Annotated in this window: 12 protein-coding genes; 5 read left to right on the top strand and 7 right to left on the bottom strand. The window is 64.8% G+C overall.

Features of this window, described 5'->3' with window-relative positions:
* Positions 1-133 precede the first annotated feature (133 nt).
* Positions 134-2,596, bottom strand: coding sequence for a phospholipase D-like domain-containing protein (locus BVG12_RS12895; protein ID WP_083684989.1), 2,463 nt, complete (start codon positions 2,594-2,596; stop codon positions 134-136).
* 180 nt (positions 2,597-2,776) lie between these two features.
* Between BVG12_RS12895 and BVG12_RS35525 the strand changes: the two genes are divergently transcribed.
* On the top strand, positions 2,777-2,908 hold the full coding sequence (locus tag BVG12_RS35525) for a hypothetical protein (protein WP_267877482.1): 132 nt from the start codon (positions 2,777-2,779) through the stop codon (positions 2,906-2,908).
* 387 nt (positions 2,909-3,295) lie between these two features.
* Here the strand turns inward: BVG12_RS35525 and BVG12_RS12890 are convergent, their stop codons facing one another.
* Positions 3,296-4,552: a tetratricopeptide repeat protein gene (locus tag BVG12_RS12890; RefSeq protein WP_075792731.1), complete on the bottom strand. Its 1,257-nt coding sequence runs from the start codon at positions 4,550-4,552 to the stop codon at positions 3,296-3,298.
* A 350-nt stretch (positions 4,553-4,902) separates the two neighbouring features.
* Here BVG12_RS12890 and BVG12_RS12885 point away from each other — a divergent pair, with 350 nt between their 5' ends.
* Entirely contained in the window at positions 4,903-5,742 is an 840-nt protein-coding gene (locus BVG12_RS12885; RefSeq protein ID WP_075792730.1) for a MipA/OmpV family protein, read from the top strand.
* Between the two features lie 16 nt (positions 5,743-5,758).
* On the opposite strand, the gene BVG12_RS12880 is transcribed toward BVG12_RS12885, so the two are convergent.
* The 5 genes from BVG12_RS12880 to BVG12_RS12860 all read right to left on the bottom strand — a co-directional run bounded on the left by BVG12_RS12880 (position 5,759) and on the right by BVG12_RS12860 (position 12,162).
* Positions 5,759-6,244, bottom strand: a complete 486-nt coding sequence (locus tag BVG12_RS12880; protein ID WP_075796341.1) for a hypothetical protein — start codon at positions 6,242-6,244, stop codon at positions 5,759-5,761.
* 210 nt (positions 6,245-6,454) lie between these two features.
* Positions 6,455-6,670 (bottom strand): hypothetical protein, encoded by a 216-nt coding sequence (locus BVG12_RS12875; RefSeq protein ID WP_156895623.1) that lies wholly within the window; start codon positions 6,668-6,670, stop codon positions 6,455-6,457.
* A gap of 83 nt (positions 6,671-6,753) precedes the next feature.
* A complete protein-coding gene (locus tag BVG12_RS12870) occupies positions 6,754-7,128 on the bottom strand; it encodes a hypothetical protein (RefSeq protein WP_075792728.1) in 375 nt (124 codons plus the stop codon).
* A gap of 203 nt (positions 7,129-7,331) precedes the next feature.
* The gene (gene cphA, locus BVG12_RS12865; RefSeq protein WP_075792727.1) at positions 7,332-9,902 is read right to left on the bottom strand and encodes a cyanophycin synthetase; all 2,571 of its coding nucleotides are present in this window, start codon (positions 9,900-9,902) and stop codon (positions 7,332-7,334) included.
* Positions 9,903-9,987: 85 nt separating this feature from the next.
* Positions 9,988-12,162, bottom strand: a complete 2,175-nt coding sequence (locus BVG12_RS12860; RefSeq protein WP_075792726.1) for a cyanophycin synthetase — start codon at positions 12,160-12,162, stop codon at positions 9,988-9,990.
* Between the two features lie 338 nt (positions 12,163-12,500).
* On the opposite strand from BVG12_RS12860, the gene BVG12_RS12855 reads away from it, so the two are divergent.
* From BVG12_RS12855 to BVG12_RS12845, 3 genes are read left to right on the top strand one after another with little or no spacing between them, the layout of a single operon-like run.
* Positions 12,501-14,786 (top strand): cyanophycin metabolism-associated ABC transporter, encoded by a 2,286-nt coding sequence (locus BVG12_RS12855; RefSeq protein ID WP_083684983.1) that lies wholly within the window; start codon positions 12,501-12,503, stop codon positions 14,784-14,786.
* Between the two features lie 3 nt (positions 14,787-14,789).
* Positions 14,790-15,254: a cyanophycin metabolism-associated DUF1854 family protein gene (locus tag BVG12_RS12850; RefSeq protein WP_075792725.1), complete on the top strand. Its 465-nt coding sequence runs from the start codon at positions 14,790-14,792 to the stop codon at positions 15,252-15,254.
* Positions 15,178-16,521 (top strand): nucleotide disphospho-sugar-binding domain-containing protein, encoded by a 1,344-nt coding sequence (locus tag BVG12_RS12845; protein ID WP_083684980.1) that lies wholly within the window; start codon positions 15,178-15,180, stop codon positions 16,519-16,521. Before BVG12_RS12850 ends, BVG12_RS12845 begins: the two co-directional genes overlap by 77 nt.
* The last annotated feature ends 7 nt before the right edge of the window (positions 16,522-16,528 follow it).

The following is a 16,528-nucleotide window of genomic DNA, read 5'->3' as shown; positions in this document are numbered from 1 at the left end:
GCACATAGGTAATTTGCTCAGCGACTTCGAGCGCCGTATGGTTGCGATCATCCGTAGAAAGCAAGATTCCGTGACTGTGCGCGGGTGAAGCCGCGCACAGTCCCAAGCATAGGGGCAGCAAAGACCCGATCGGTTAAGCTGCCGGTGACGCGAGGTTGTCCCAGTCGTGCAGGAAGATCTGCTCGAAATAGGCGTTAGCCTCGGCGTTGTAGATGATCAGGCCCGCGTCGCGGTTGCGTTGTGTGCCGTCGGCCGACCAGTTCTGACTGCTAACCATAACGACCTCTCCGTCGATAAGGATACCTTTGTTGTGCACTTTGGGCTGACGGCGCAGCACCGAGGCTGGAATACCCGCGGTGACGAGCTTCTCAACCCAATCGTCTGTCTGGAACTCGCTCGTAATGAGGCGCACGTCCAGGCCGCGCTCGACCAAGTCTCGCACGGCCGTGATTAAGCGGTCGTGCTCTTCGTCGCCTGGCTTGCCGCTCGGGTGAATGTACTGGGTCTGCATGTAGAATTTCTGCGTGGCACTCTGGATCAGCGGCAGAACCTTCGCTGAGTAATTGTCGGGGGTGAGTAGCGGCTGGATGCGCATCGTCCCGCTTAATGTCTTCGGCGTAAAGAATGTTCTTGGCGCGCGTCCGGCCGCAAACGCCTCGACAGGGACTTCTGGCATCGGTGTGGCAGGCATAGCCGCGATGCCCATGGCCGCGGCTTTCGCCTCCGCGTCATGCGCGAGGGCGTAGTCATGCGCTAGGAAGGCGTGGAACGTGTTTGCCAAGCGTTGGCTGGTGACGATCACGTGCCAGTCACGGTCATGTCCTGCCGCGATCTTCCGTGCCGCAGCCAAGTCGCTCAGGTCGATCTCGGGTTGGTTGCTGTTGTTCCAGTTTCCCGACGAGAGCCAGAAGGTATGACGGTCGCGAACGGCCACCTTGATGTGGTAGGCGTTCGGATAGATCCATATTGGGGCTTTCGGGTCAGTGCGAGTAAGCGCCCACGCGCCGGCAAAACGCACGTCCAGCTTTTCAGCTAGTTCCGCGAACGTGGCATCGTCGTCCTGATCCCGGCTGGGATTGGGCGCTGGGTGGTCCAGCGTTAGCATGAGGCGCTTTCCGGCCCCGGCCAGCGCGCGCTCGACCGCTTGGAGTACGTGTGCGGACGTGAAGTCGTACATCCCGACCACGAGTTCCTCTTCGACGGCTTCGAGGAAGCCGGACAACTGGTCCCAACCCGCGTCGGGACTCGCGTGAAGCACAAGAGAAACGTCATCCATCACCTCGTCCAAGGTGGCATCGTCGGGCTGGGAATAAGGGATCTGTTCCTTGCCAGGACGGGCAGCGAAGGCGGTGGCTAAGGGTGGATCGATACGGGTGCCGTTTTCGTCGAAAAAAATCTCGTCGTCGAACTGCGGTTCGCGCAGCTCGTGGCGCGCGCCAGCAAGGGTAACGAACTCGACCGGACGTTCGGCACGGATGCGTTGCATCGCGCTGGCTGCCCGGAGGCGCACTGGCACTTCGTCCAGTTCCCGGGGAATTTTGGTTTCGAGGTCCGCGAGCTGATTAGGCTGGACTGTTAAAAGGATCTCATACCCAGCACCGGCCTGCTGGGCCCAGCGCAGGCTTGGTCTCGCCGAAAGGACGCCGGGTAGTGAGACCTCTTTGACATGCGCCGCCAATGCCGCGGCTGCCTGTTCGTGGCTTGACATCGCAGAGTGCACGTTCGCAGCTAAATACTTTTTCGCATTGTTTGCTGCGGCTAAAAACAGTGTTGCGCGGCTCACACCCGCCGCTTTAACCAAGCGCTCGCGTTCGTCACGCACACGTACCACTGCCGAGTGATCGAGCGCTCGCGTGAGTGGTCTGATCGGGCGGGTTAGGCCGTCGACGAACGTCCGAAGCGACAGACCTCCGGTGAGCGATTGCTCACCAGGCCGGCCAGTAGCCAACGTCCTGACGGCTGGTGCGCCGAAATGCCGGACCTGCTGCAGCAGATTCGTGATCGGGTCGAACCAGGTCAAGTATCCGTTCGGCAGGACCTGGCGGGGCCGCTCGACGCGGCCGCTGAAGCTGTAGCGGCCACCTATCGTACCGGACGGTGCGAAATAGTCGGGCGTATAGAAATCTGACACGAGGACGCCGTCAATCAGATAGGCGTTTTTGTCGTCCTCAGACGGGTCGCAAATCTCGAGCAAGTACTCGACTTTTCCGGGAACGTCGCAGATCTCGTTGTCGACTATGCCGACTGCGTTCGCGGCGATCAGGCGGTTCCCACTTGGATCGAGCAGCATCTCCATAACCTCGTGGCTTGCACCAAGCGACCAGGTCGGTCCATACTGAACCATGGCGTAGGGCTGGTTGTGGGCTGTCAGGTGGAAGCCCGCAAGGTCGTCGTCCAGCGTATCACAGACATATACAGGCCAGACACCCGGCTCGATTGCCTCGGCGTTTGCGAGCGCCGACACTGCACCGGTCACTCCCCAGATAGGTGCCAGGTCACGCGCGACTTGGAGATTGATCGCGGCCGCTACTTTGGAAAGTTCAGGAAAATCAACTGACGCGGATTGAGAAACCAGACCTATTCGTGCAAGCAACATAAAGACCTCCACATTGAGCGTAAATGTCGTCGAAAGGGCACCGTTACGACGTCGCGTCGCGACATCGAATCAGATTGTGACACTCGCCTTGTGAAACAAATGCCTCACATATTGCATATATTGCAATTTTATTGCTGGTGTGCTTTACTAGGAAGTTGGCCCTTGAAACTGGCGGGCATAATGAGGAGTAGAGTAGCTGCGGCCCGTGACCGGTCCGCCTTCGTCGCGCTGCGCGAACTCGACCTTCGCGCTTCCGAACTAGTGGGCGTGCGCATGCGCGACGTGTATCCGCTCACCGCCGAGGAAAAATGACCGACGCTTGCTGGTAGAGATGTTCAGCGACGTAGGATCCTGACCAATCTTAACGAAAGGATCGCATTTCAATTTACCCGTAGCCCGGCTTAGCCGTTGCAGGGACGGATTTGAGCAACAGAGCCAATGGTAGCTGAAAAATACCAACCGGCTATCTCGACTTTTCTGCTGGCCGATGCCGTATTCGCTGGACTCTTCGCCAACTACCTCCAGTGGCGACCCGTAATTCCAGCAGCCCGGGCGGTGCGCGCCTGATTGCCAGGGAGGGATGGCCGTGCCCTGCTATCCCGCCTGGCCGAATCACCCCAGCAATCCCATGGTCTGTGCAGCTTGTACCGCCTGCTGGCGTTTGGTGACTTTGAGCTTGGCAAAAATGTTTTTCAAGTGTCACTTCACTGTTTCCGGTGTGATACCAACCGCATGCCCGGACACATGCCCTGCCGCTCCCCGCACGTGCAGCAGCAGGGGAATGACATCCGGTCCCTGATCAAGGATGACCTGAATGACCTTGGCCGCGGCGGCCCGTCGCAGAACGGTACAGAAGACCTGCATCGCCTGTTCCTGGCGCTCGCACGCGAACAGGGCAGTTGCCAACGCCATACCCGTCCGTAACGACATGAACAAGTTGTGGCTCGCCTCACAATCGGACTGCAAAGGCTCCAGCCAGGCCACCGCCTGGGCCGGGTTGCTGTCGGCGCACGCCATAGTTTCCCGCCCAAGTGCCAGTAATTCGTGCAGTTCCGTGTGGGCACAGCGCGCCTGCACCGGATACTGCGCCGCGATCCGCTCCATCCGTAACAAGCAGGCGGACGCTTCGAAATTACGTCCTTCGCCTAGGAACAGCCGCAGACGCTCAAGTAGCACGGTGGCGATGACCCGGCTCCAGCCGCGCGTGTGGCCTAGCGTTTCCGCCTGTTCCAGCAGTGCATAGGCGCGCTCAAGATTCATGTTGTGAGCGGAAAGGCGCGCCAGCACGACGTAGGCGCAGATCAGGTGCTCGATCATGCCGATTGCGTTCATAGTAGGCAGACGATCGGCAATCAGGTCTTCCGCCTGCTGAAATTGGCCCTGTTCATAGCGGATTTGCGCAAGCAGGTTCGAGGGCAGGGCTGCTGCCGCCGAATGGGGCCCCACATACAGCTCGGCCAGCCGCATCGCTTCGTTGCAATGGCGCTCGGCGACGTCAATTCTCAATTGCTGGAATTCGGCCAAACCCTGCAGGGACAACCGGTACACCGAAGAAAACACGTTGCGTCGGTCTTCCTCCAGTGAATAAGGTATCCATGGCGCCGCATAAAACAGGTCGAAGCGAGCGCTTTTCCAGTAGCCAAACCGCAGCACGTTCGACGCGACATTGGCTGTCCATGCGTCGGCCGGATTGCGCGCAAGGCAGGATTCGGCCAGCACTACGGCGCGCGCGGAATCGTCGGCAAACGCCGCCAGCACGGAGCGGATCGCGCTACATTCGCATGACAGCGCTTCGCTGTCCGCTATGGCGCCGGTCGCGCTATCGGTCTCGATATCGGCCAGCATCGCCTCCGCTTCGTCGGCCCGCATCGCCAAGGCCATGCCCCATGCAATCGCCAGCCGCACCCGCACCTGGCCACGCATCAACTGGGCTGGCAACAGGCGTTGCCAGCCCATCGGGGTGAAGGGGCCTTTCCCGGGCTTCGCACCCTGCGGATCGATGGGTGTGTGTTTTCGACAGATGGCTGTGCAGCCAGGCTCTTCGTCGCGGCGTCAATTTCGTGTGGAACGGTCATGGTTCAGCATAGTAACGGCCGGCCAAGGGCGCCGACAAGGACAAGACCGTCGTTGTACCGCTAAGCCCTCTGGAGCGAAGGGCAGCATTGGATTGCTTGGCAACACGTTAGCTCGGGTCTTCGTCGCAGCCGACTCACCCATCGCGTAAGCGGCGGATATTCTCCCTTCTGCCTACTGTCCGGCAAACGCGCCCGCGTGCTACCCTCGTCCGATCGACGCAAGGAGCTCAGATGAAAACATACGCACTGCCCATGACGCTGCTCGCGGTAGCGCTCGCCGTCCTGCCGAACATTGGGCGCGCGGACGTGCCCGCGCCGGCCGAGCAGCCCGTGGCGGCCCAGCCGGCGGAGCAAAACATGTTCGGGGAAAAAACCGAGGTGACGATCGGCGCCGGTGCAACGTACGCGGCGCGCTATCCCGGCGCGGCCAGCCGGCAGCTCGTCCCCAATCCGGTGCTGTCCATCCAGCGCGGCATCCTGTTCGCCGACACCCTGCGCGGTATTGGCGTGCAATACCAGTCGGCGTCGGAATTCTACGTGGCGCAGTCGTTTTTCTACGACCTTGGCCGTCTCGACAGGAACAACAGCTGGCGCCCCGGTTCCAACCGGCTTGCCGGCATGGGCGATGTGCCCGGGTCCGCGACTGCCCGCACGCTGATTGCGCAAACGTTCACGGCATGGTTCCTGGTCAGTGCCGAAACCGAAATGGCCCTGCGCGACACGGCGCGCCGCAACCGCTACCGCCTTGGCGTCGAATTCACACCGCTCAAGAATGCCGTGGACACCGTCACCATCGACCTGGACGGCTGGTGGGGCGACGGCCGCTACAATCAAGCCTGGTTCGGCGTGACGCCGCGGCAGGCGGCGCGGACAGCCTTCCCCGTCTTCGGCCCCGGCGCCGGTGTGTATCAGCAGGTGCCGGGCGTCAGTTGGGAACATCACCTCGACCACCACTGGTCGAGCACGCTCCAACTGACCGGCACCCGCTATACCGGCAAGGTGAGCGACAGCCCCGTCGTGGCCCAGCGCACGTCGGCAAGTGCGACGGCCGCTATCGCTTACACCTATTGAACCGGCTCCGCCGCCATCAACGGATGTGCGCGGCGTCGCGATCGCGCTGCGCGACCTCGGCCCTGCGCTCGGCGCGCTCGTCGGCCAGCGCCGCCTTGTCGTGCGCCCGGTCTTTCCGTTCGATGGCGATCACGTTGCGGTCATGATGGGCGTCGCGTGCGGCGATCTTCGCTTCGTTGAGTTCGTGCCGACGCGCTTTGTCCAGCTTCTGCGCATCCGCGAGGTCGCCCTTCGCGATCAGTTTGTCCTCGACGCGCTGATCGTGACGGGCATCCCGTTTTTCCAGGGCCGCGACGTTCCGGTCATGGACGATGTCACGTTGTTCCGATGCGATCGCCCGGTTGTCGTGATGGATGTCACGCTGATCGAGCTTGATTTCGCGCGTGTCGTGGCGGATTGCGGAGTTGTCCGATTTGACTTGGTCGACGGCGTTGGTTTGCGCGAAGGCGCTGGAGCCCAGGACGGACAGCAGACCTGCGACGAGCATGACGGTGGTTTTCATCTTCATTCTCCTGAAATTGGTGGTGATGTTCAAACGAATCACCTGAGCCAATAACGGCTGAGTGGCGCGGCAAGAGGACGGATAAGGTTGTAATGATTGTAAGCAGAAGTTGCTGGCTGAGCAGGTGACGTTGGCCCAGTTACTGACAGGCCGCGGGTGTGCTTTTGAGCCGACGGGCGGCCCCGTTGCAACCGGTTTCGGAGAGACAGGTCAAGGTAGCAGGTAGCGGCGGCGCCTGCCCTGCACCGCCAACACCCTCAGCGCCGTCTCCAGTCTCACCCGCCGGTACTCCATCGCCCGCGCCGCCGCATGCACCCCTTGCGCGCGCAAGGCGTCCTGGACATTGTCGGCCGTCCAGCGGTCGATCCGCCGTTCCCCGAGCATTTTCTTCAGCAAGCCCTGGTCGTCGATCCATCGGTAAGTCATGACGTCCTCCTTGTATTGGTCGAGGACTCTATCGTCGCGCAATTGCACGACGGAAACTTACCATGCATCAAGCAAAAGATCGATCAGGAAAACCGCGCATGATTGAGGATGAGCCAGGCCACCGTGATGACGATCATCCCCGTGAACGTGACGCACGACCACGTGAAGAACCAGGCCGACAGCAGCCCCGCCTGCAGGACTTTTTCGAACAGGATGCCCAGCGCGAAATCGAACGCGGTCAGGAACGACCAGCGCCGCAGGTAGACGGGCAGGTAGCGGCTCATCTTGCGGTTGTGCTGGTGCGCGGCGTGGCGTTCGAAGCGGTCGCGTGCGGCGCTCACGTCCCGGAACAGCCAGTCGAAGAACAGGAAGCGGTAGAGCAGGCGCCGGAACGGCATGTCCGGCGCCGTGTCCTCGGCCGCGGCAGGCTGTGGTTGGTTGTCCTTGTCGATCGTCATGGTTGCACCGCTCGCTTGAATGCCAATGGCCAGGCGGGTGGCCACGATCTCTCATGGTATGCCAGATGCCGTCTTGAACGCGTTCGTTGCTTAACGTAGCGTGCGCAAGGCCCTACGTTTCTGAGCAGCACCAACAAAAAGCAAAACGGGCGCACGCGGCGCCCGTTACGGAACAACGCGGCGCGGCCGTCAGCCGCAAGGCGTTAGCCTTCCTTCACCCGCTTGGCGATGTGCGCCAGCGCCTCGTCGACCTGGTCGATCAGGATCAGGGACAGGTCGCCCGGCTGCAAGCGCGCGAGCGCCTTGTCGATCGCGACGAACTCGCCCTTGATCTCCTCGACGTGCGTGGTACGGGGCGCGCCGGCGAGACCCTCGCGCAGCAGGGCGACGACTTCGCCCTCAAGGCGGCCGCGCTGGCACTGGTCTTCGTACAGCAGCACGTCGTCGAACGCTTTGCCGAGGATGCGGGTCTGGTCGCGGATGTCCTCGTCGCGGCGGTCGCCCGCGCCCGAGATCACGACGGAGCGGCGCTTGGCCGGCATCGATTCGACGGCGTTCACCAAGGCCTGGATCGCGTCCGGATTATGGCCGTAGTCGGCGATGACCGTCGCGCCGCGGTAGTCGAACACGTTGAAGCGGCCCGGCGCGTTGTCGCTTTCGCCCACGAAGGTCTTGAGGCCGAGGCGGATCGCATCCCACGAGATGCCGACGGCCCATGCGGCCGCCACGGACGCCATCACGTTCTCGACCTGGAAGCCGATCACGCCGCCGCGGGTGATCGGCACGTCGAGCAGCGGCACGCGCTCTTCCACTTTGCCTTGCGCCGCGACGAGGTGGCCGTCCTTGACGTAGACGATGCGGCGGCCCTGGGCGCGGTGTTTCTGCATGAGGGGCAGCGAGGCGTCGGCCGCGAAATAGGTGACGTCGCCTTTCGTGTTCTCGGCCATGGCGGCCACGATCGGGTCGGCCGCGTTCAGCACGGCCATGCCGCCAGGGGCCACGTTCTGGATGATCACGCGTTTCAATACCGCGAGGTCTTCCAGGGTCGTGATGTAGTTCAGGCCCAGGTGGTCGCCGGCGCCGATGTTGGTGACGACGCCGACCTGGCAGCGGTCGAACGCGAGACCTTCGCGCAGCATGCCGCCGCGCGCCGTCTCGAACACGGCCGCGTCGACGTCCGGGTGCAGCAGCACGTTGCGCGCGCTGCGCGGGCCGCTGCAGTCGCCGCTGTCGATGCGGCGGCCCTGGATGTAGACGCCGTCCGTGTTGGTCATGCCGGTGCGCAGGCCCGAGCTCGCGAGCAGGTGGGCGATCAGGCGCACGGTCGTCGTCTTGCCGTTCGTGCCCGTCACGGCGACCACCGGGATGCGGCCGTCGTCGCCCGGGGCGTACAGCGTGTCCATGATGGCTTCGCCGACGGCGCGGCCCTTGCCGAACGACGGCGAGATGTGCATGCGCAGGCCCGGCGCGGCGTTCACTTCGACGATGCCGCCGCCTTGCTCCTCGATGGGCTTCAGGACGCTGTCGCACACGAGGTCGACGCCGCAGATGTCCAGGCCGACCATGTGCGCGGCCGCGATCGCGCGGGCCGCCACTTCCGGATGGACGTCGTCCGTGACGTCCGCCGCGGAGCCGCCCGTCGACAGGTTGGCGTTGTTGCGCAGCGTGACGCGCTGGCCTTTCGGCGGCACGGAGTCGGCGTCGTAACCCTGCTTCGCCAGACTCGCGAGGGCGATGTCGTCGAAGCGGATTTTCGTCAGCGACGTCGCATGGCCGTCGCCGCGGCGCGGGTCGCGGTTGACGATGTCGACGAGCTGGCGCACGGTGTGCACGCCGTCGCCCACGACGTGCGGCGGGTCGCGGCGGGCGGCGGCGACGAGCTTGTTGCCGACGACGAGCAGGCGGTAGTCGTGGCCCGGCAGGTATTTTTCGACCATGATGTCGTCGCGGAACTCGGACGCGGCGGCAAAGCCCGCGTTCAGTTGTTCGCGCGTCGTGACGTTCACGGTCACGCCCTTGCCCTGGTTGCCGTCCTTCGGCTTGATGACGACCGGCAGGCCGATCTCTTGCGCGGCGGCCCAGGCGTCATCCGGGTCGCTCACGCTGCGGCCCAGCGGGACCGGCACGCCGGCCGCGTTGAGCAGGGTCTTGGTGAGTTCCTTGTCCTGGGCGATGGATTCGGCGATGGCGCCGGTGGCGTCGATCTCGGCGGCCTGGATGCGGCGCTGGCGGCTGCCCCAGCCGAACTGCACCAGGCTGCCCTCGGTCAGGCGGCGGTACGGGATGCCGCGCGCGACGGCCGCGTGCACGATGGAACCCGTCGACGGGCCGAGGCGCACGTCCTCGTCGAGGTCGCGCAGCTGCTTGAGCGCGCCTTCGAGGTCGAACGGCTGGTCGTTGCGGGCCGCGTCGCACAGCTGCTCGGCCAGCTGCATGGCCAGGCGGCCGACGTCTTCCTCGCTGTATTCGACGACGACCTGGTAGACGCCGCGCTCCAGCGTGGCGGTCGTGCGGCTGAACGTGACGGGGCAGCCGGCCTGCGCCTGCAGGGCCAGCGCCGCGACTTCCAGCACGTGGGCCAGCGGGACGGTGTCGTCATGGCCGGTCGGCTGCAGCGGGCCGATGTCGGGGAACAGGGCGCGCAGGCGCGTCTCGAAACCGGACAGGGCGCCGATCGATTCCTCTTCCGGCGCGCAGGTGACGATCGCCTCGATCGACGTGTGGTGGCTCCACAGGTTGGGACCGCGCAGGGCGCGTACGCGTGTTACTTCCATAGATCTTTCCTTTAGGGTCTTGCGGCGCCAGAACTCCTGGTAGCTGGCGCACACTGGCCCGGTCGTGCCGGGCACGTATATTTGTTCAGGCCTTGCCCTTTTTGGCGGCTGCGTCGAACGTGCGCAGGCCGGCGCAGATCAGGTCCGTCGGCACGTCCAGCGCCCAGCCGGCCAGCGCCGCGGCCAGCAGCGCTTCCGGTTGCGCGGCGGTGGCCGGCTTGACCTTGTCGATGCCCAGCAGCGGCATGTCTTCAATGCCTTGCGCGAGCACGATGTGGCCGCCGCGCACGAACGCGACACGGCCGCCGGCGGCGCGGTGCGCCTTGAGCGTCTCGTTGGCTTCGTCCAGCGCGTAGAACAGCACGGCGCCGTCGGACAGTTCGGCCAGCGCGGCCACGCGCGCGTCGGCCGCGTTCAACACGGCCGCGCCATCGGACAGCACGACGTCGATCTGGCTGCGCACGACGTTGTACAGCGCATCGTCGTCGCGCACGTACAGGTCGGCCACGTCGGCAGCCATGCCCATCTCCGTCACGATGCCGACCTGGCAGCGGTCGTAGGGCAGGCCTTCGGACAGGATCGTGCGCGCATTCGATTCGAACACGGCGGCCTGCACGGTGCGGTTGATCAGCAGGCGCTGGCCGGCGTCGAAGCGGGTGCCGTCCTGCGCGGTGACCTGGCGGCCGTCGAGGAACAGGCCGTCGCGGTTCGCCACGCCCACGTGTTTGCCGGACAGGTTCAGCACCGTGCCGACGAGGCGCGCGGTCAGTGCGGCGTTCGTGGTGCCGGTGACGCCCACGAGCGGGATGCGGCCCGTTTCACCCTCGGCGAACAGGTGCTCGACGATGGCACGGCCGACGTTGCGCGGCTCGCCCTTGGCGGGCTTGATGTGCGCCAGCAGGCCCGGGCTGGAATTGACTTCGATGATGGCGCCGCGCTGCGCTTCCAGCGGACGCGAGATGTCTTCGCACACGAGGTCGATGCCGGCGATGTCCAGGCCCACGACGCGCGCGGCCAGCGCGGCGACATACGCCACGTCCGGATGGACTTCGTCCGTGACGTCGTCGGCGACGTTGCCGTTCAGCTGGATCAGCACTTTCTGACCCGCTTGCGGGATCGACTCCGGCGTGAGGCCCTGGCGTTTCAGGTCCAGCTTGATCTCGCTGTCCTGCGGCGTGACGAGGCCGAGCGGAAATTCTTCCGAGTCGCCGCGGCGCGGGTCGATGTTGATCTGGCTGTCGCACAGCTGGGTGACGGTGGAGGTGCCGTCGCCGACGACCCACAGCGATTCGCCCTTGGCGGCCGCGACGACTTTCGAGCCGACGACCAGCAGGCGGTGTTCGTTGCCGGGAATGAAGCGTTCGACGAGGACGGCGCTGGAATCGCCTTCCTCGGACGCGATGGCATAGGCCGCATGCACGTCCGCTTCCGACATCAGGTTCAGCGACACGCCGCGGCCGTGGTTGCCGTCGACCGGTTTGACGGCGACGGGCAGGCCGATGTCCTGCGCTTCTTCCCACGCGGCTTCCGCGCTGCGGACGACCGAGCCTTCGGGCACCGGCACGCCGCAGGAGGCGAGCAGGGTTTTCGTGAGGTCCTTGTCGCTGGCGATGGATTCGCCGATGGCGCTGGTGCGGTCGGTCTCGGCCGTCCAGATGCGGCGCTGCGCGCTGCCGTGGCCCAGTTGCACGAGATTGCCCTCGGTCAGGCGGATGGACGGGATGCGCCGGTCGGTGGCGGCGTCGACGATGTGGCCCGTGGACGGGCCCAGGCAGTAGCGGTCGACCAGTTCCGTCAGTTCCGCGACCTTGGCTTGCAGGTCGAACGGGGTGTCGTTGATGGCGGCCATCAGGAGCGCGTGGCCGGCTTGCAGGGCGGCGCGGCCGACGGTCTCGTCGCGCGTGCGGAATGCCATTTTATAAATGCCGTGGTCCGCGGTGGAGCGGGTCTTGCCGAAGCCGGTCTTCATGCCGGCCAGGTTTTGCATTTCGAGGACGATGTGTTCGAGGATGTGGCCGGCCCACGTGCCGTCGCGCAGTCGCTCCAGGAAACCGCCGCGCTCGCCGACGCCGCAGCGGTGTTCGATCAGGCCCGGCAACCAGGCGGTGAGGCGTTCATACAGGCCGGGAAGTTTATTCGAAGGACATTCTTCGAGTTCGCCGATGTCGAGCCATGCTTCGATGACAGGGCGGTAGGTCCAGATGTTCGGTCCACGCAAGTGGTTTACACGAAGAATTGCAATGTCTTTCTTATTTGTCATGAAAATATCCAGCCACGCGATGACCGCCCTCTCATCGCATGGCGTTGCCTATGTTTGCACATCGTTGGTCAAAGCCGGCGCCGGATCGCGGCCCTGCTTCCTCTCTTTCCACAATGCACATGTTATATACTTGCCGGAACGAACTTTACCTTGCCGAACCGATTTCTGCCAGTCTGGCCCTCCGATAGAATACCGTACACTCCCGCACGTCGCCTTTCAGTCGGTGTGCGTGTCAACGGCATTACCGCTCACGACGTTCCATCGTACAGATCTGCCAGCCTTTGGCCGCTCCAATCCCGAAATAGAACCGGAAACTTTGCCTTTACCGGCGGCATCACATGACAACTCAACAACTTGTTCCCTCCGTTCCGCCGGCCTTGACCGCCGGTTTCCTGCCTGAGCACTGGCAGGCGGACGTCGCGAAAAAGCTTGCGCCAGGGGAAAACGTTTTAAACAGCGTCGAGGTTGACCTCGATGCGAAATTACGTTTCACCAAAGGCATCCTCGTCGTCACCAATTATCGCCTGCTTACCCGCGCCCCCGGCGACACGATGTGGCGCGACTGGCCTTACCGTGCCGGCCTGGCCTTGCGCCATTACGATCACGGGGGTGTCGGCCACCTGGAACTCGTCGACCAGAACGGCCTCTTGGCGGCCTGGCGCTTCACCCTCGGGCAGAACCTGCAAGCCATCCGCGTCGTCGACCAGTTCCACGACCAGGTCGACAGCTACGTCAGCGGCGTCGCCGTGCAGCCGCCCGAACAACATACTTGTCCAAGTTGCAAGGCGCCGCTCGAGCCGGACCAGGAAGACTGTCCGATCTGCACCAAGGTGCTGCACACCCCGCCGTCGACCTGGACCTTGTTCCGTTTGTGGCGCTTCGCCAGACCATATAAGGGGCAGCTGCTTTTGGGATTCTTGCTGATGCTGGCAAGTACCGGCGCACACATGATCCCGCCGTACCTGACGATGCCACTGATGGACAACGTCCTGATCCCGTACCAGAACGGCCAGCACATCGATACGCGCCTCGTGTACCAGTACATGGGCGGCCTGTTCGCGTCCGCGATCCTGGCCTGGGCGCTGGGCTGGGGCCGCACGTACATCCTGGCCCTCGTGTCGGAGCGCATGGGCGCCGACATGCGTTCCGAAACCTATGAGCACCTGCTGAGATTGTCGCTGGAATTCTTCGGCGGCAAGCGCACCGGTGACCTGATGTCGCGCATCGGCAGCGGCTCGGACCGCATCTGCGTGTTCCTGTCGCTGCACCTGCTCGACTTCCTGTCCGATGTCCTCATGATCATCATGACGGGCGCGATCCTGTTCAGCATCAACGCCAAGCTCGCCCTGATCACGCTGGTCCCGCTGCCGTTCATCGCGTGGATGATCCACGTCGTGCGCGACAAACTGCGCACCGGCTTCGAAAAGATCGACCGCGTGTGGGGCGAGGTCACGAACGTGCTGGCCGATACCATCCCCGGCATCCGCGTCGTGAAAGCGTTCGCGCAGGAACATCGCGAAGCGTGGCGTTTCCGCGAGGCGAACAAGCACAACCTGGCCGTCAACGACAAATTGAACAAGGTGTGGTCGCTGTTTTCGCCGACCGTGTCGCTGTTGACGGAACTGGGCCTGCTCGTCATCTGGTGCTTCGGCATCTGGCAGGTGAGCCAGCAGGAGATCACCGTCGGCGTGCTGTCCGCGTTCATCGCGTACAGCGGCCGGTTCTATGTCCGCCTCGATTCGATGAGCCGCATCGTGTCCGTCACGCAGAAATCGGCGTCGGCCGCCAAGCGCATCTTCGACATCCTCGACCACGTGTCGAGCGTCCCGGACCCCGTCAATCCCGTGAAGCTGGACAAGGTCGACGGCAATATCGCGCTGCGCGAAGTGGGCTTCCGCTACGGGAACCGCGCCGTCAACCGCGGCATCTCGCTGAACATCAAGGCCGGCGAGATGGTGGGCCTCGTCGGTCACTCCGGCTCGGGCAAGAGCACGCTGGTCAACCTGATCTGCCGCTTCTACGACGTGGCGGAAGGCGCGATCCTGCTGGACGGCCGCGACATCCGCAGCTTCGCCGTGGCCGACTACCGCCGCCACATCGGCCTCGTGCTGCAGGAGCCGTTCCTGTTCTTCGGCACCATCGCCGAGAACATCGCCTACGGCAAGCCGGATGCGACGCGCGAAGAGATCATCGCCGCCGCCCGCGCCGCGCACGCCCACGAATTCATCCTGCGCCTGCCGCAGGGCTACGACTCGATGGTCGGCGAGCGCGGCCAGGGCCTGTCCGGCGGCGAGCGCCAGCGCATCTCGATCGCGCGCGCGCTGCTGATCGACCCGCCGATCCTGATCCTCGACGAGGCCACGTCGTCCGTCGACTCGGAGACGGAAAAGGAAATCCAGAAGGCGCTGGACAACCTCGTGCAGGGCCGCACGACGATCGCCATCGCGCACCGGCTCTCCACCTTGCACCGCGCCGACCGCCTCGTCGTGCTCGATCGCGGCCAGGTCGTGGAAGAGGGCAACCACGATGAGCTGATGGCGCGCCAGGGCGCGTATTTCCGCCTGTACGAAGCGCAGGCGCGCAATGTGGACCAGGACCCGGACGACGGCAGCAAGGAAGACTGAACGATGACCACTTTTAACTTACGCCGGGATGCGTTCGGCAAGCTGGTACTGACGAATGGCGAGGGCGAGGAATTCGTCGGCGTGGCGCCGGTGCGCTCGTTCCCCGTGCAGGCCCCGACGAAGGGCATTTCGCTCGTGCGCGACGGTGGCAAGGAAGTCGGGTGGATCGACGACCTCGAGACGATGCCGGCCGACATCCGCACACTCGTGACGGAAGAACTCGAGGGCCGCGAATTCATGCCCGAGATCCAGTCGATCAAGGCGGTGTCCAGCTTCGCGACGCCGTGCACCTGGACCGTCAAGACGGACCGCGGCGACACGGAATTCGTGCTGAAAGGGGAGGAAGACATCCGCCGCCTCGGCGCGTATTCCCTGCTGATCGCGGACAGCCATGGCATCCACTTCCTCATCCGCGACATGTTCGCCATCGACAAAGGCAGCCGGAAGATTCTCGACCGGTTCCTCTGACATCGAACCCGTCCACTACGTCGTCGTCACGATCGGCTCGGCCGGCGACCTGTTCCCCTTCCTGGCGCTGGCGCGCGCGCTGCGCGCGCGCGGCCACCGCGTGAGCTTTCTCGCGCCCGAGCAGCACGGCCCGTGGATGCGCCCGACCGGCCTGCCGTTCACGGGCCTGCCCGCCGACGAGGCCGTGCTGCACGACCCCGACCTGTGGCACCCGACGCGCGGCTTCGGCGTCGTCTGGCGCGCGACGCGGCCCGCGATGGCGTGCATCGTTCCTTTCGTCGAGGCGCTGCCGGCGCATGAGCGCTGCGTGCTGCTCGTGCATCCGCTCGCGCTGCCCGAGGCGGACCTGTGCCGCGCGGTGCATCCCGGCGTGAAGATCGCGGCCGCGTACCTGGCGCCGGCGAACCTGATGACGGTGCACGACCCGTTGATGATCGGGCCGTGGCGCGTGCCCGCCTGGGTGCCGCTGGCGGCGCGGCGCGCTTTCTGGCGCTGGGTGGGCAAGCGCTTCATCGATCCCGTCGCGCTGGCCGACGTGAACGCGGCGCGCACCGCGCACGGCCTCGCGCCTGTCGAGACGCTGATGGACTGGATCGCGACCGTGCCCGACCTGTCGCTCACACTGTTTCCGGCGTGGTTCGCGCCCACGCAGCCGGACTGGCCGCGGCCACTGGTGCGCGGCGATTTTCCGCTATTCGACCCGAACGCCGACCCGAACGCCGACGCGCCCCTGGCGCCCGAGTTGATCGCGTTCCTGCAGGCCGGCACGCCGCCGCTCGTGTTCACGCACGGCACCGGCAACACGCAGGCGGCCGCGTATTTCCGCCATGCGCGGGCAGCGGTGGAACGCCTGGGCCGGCGCGCCATCTTTCTCACGCCGCACCGCGACCAGGTGCCGGCCGACCTGCCGCCGGCCATGCTGTGGCAGGCATACGTCCCGCTGCGGGCGCTGCTGCCGCGTGCGGCAGCGTTGATCCACCACGGCGGCATCGGCACGACGGCGGAAGCGTTGCGCGCGGGGACGCCGCAGCTCGTCGTGCCGCTGGCGCACGACCAATTCGACAACGGGGCGCGCGTGACGGCATTGGGCGTCGGTGCGAGCCTGCCGGCGGCGCGGCTCAACGAACGCCGGCTCGTACGCGCGCTGGGCGCATTGCTGGCGGCGCCGGGACTGGACGAGCGGACGCGCGCCGTGGCGGGGCGGTTCGTGGAAGGGGCGGGCGTGGCATCGATGTGCGCTGCACTCGAAGGCCTCGCCCGCACGTGACGCGGCG

The organism is Massilia putida (assembly GCF_001941825.1).
GTDB lineage: Bacteria > Pseudomonadota > Gammaproteobacteria > Burkholderiales > Burkholderiaceae_D > Telluria > Telluria putida.
This window is presented reverse-complemented; position numbering and strand designations above follow the sequence as displayed.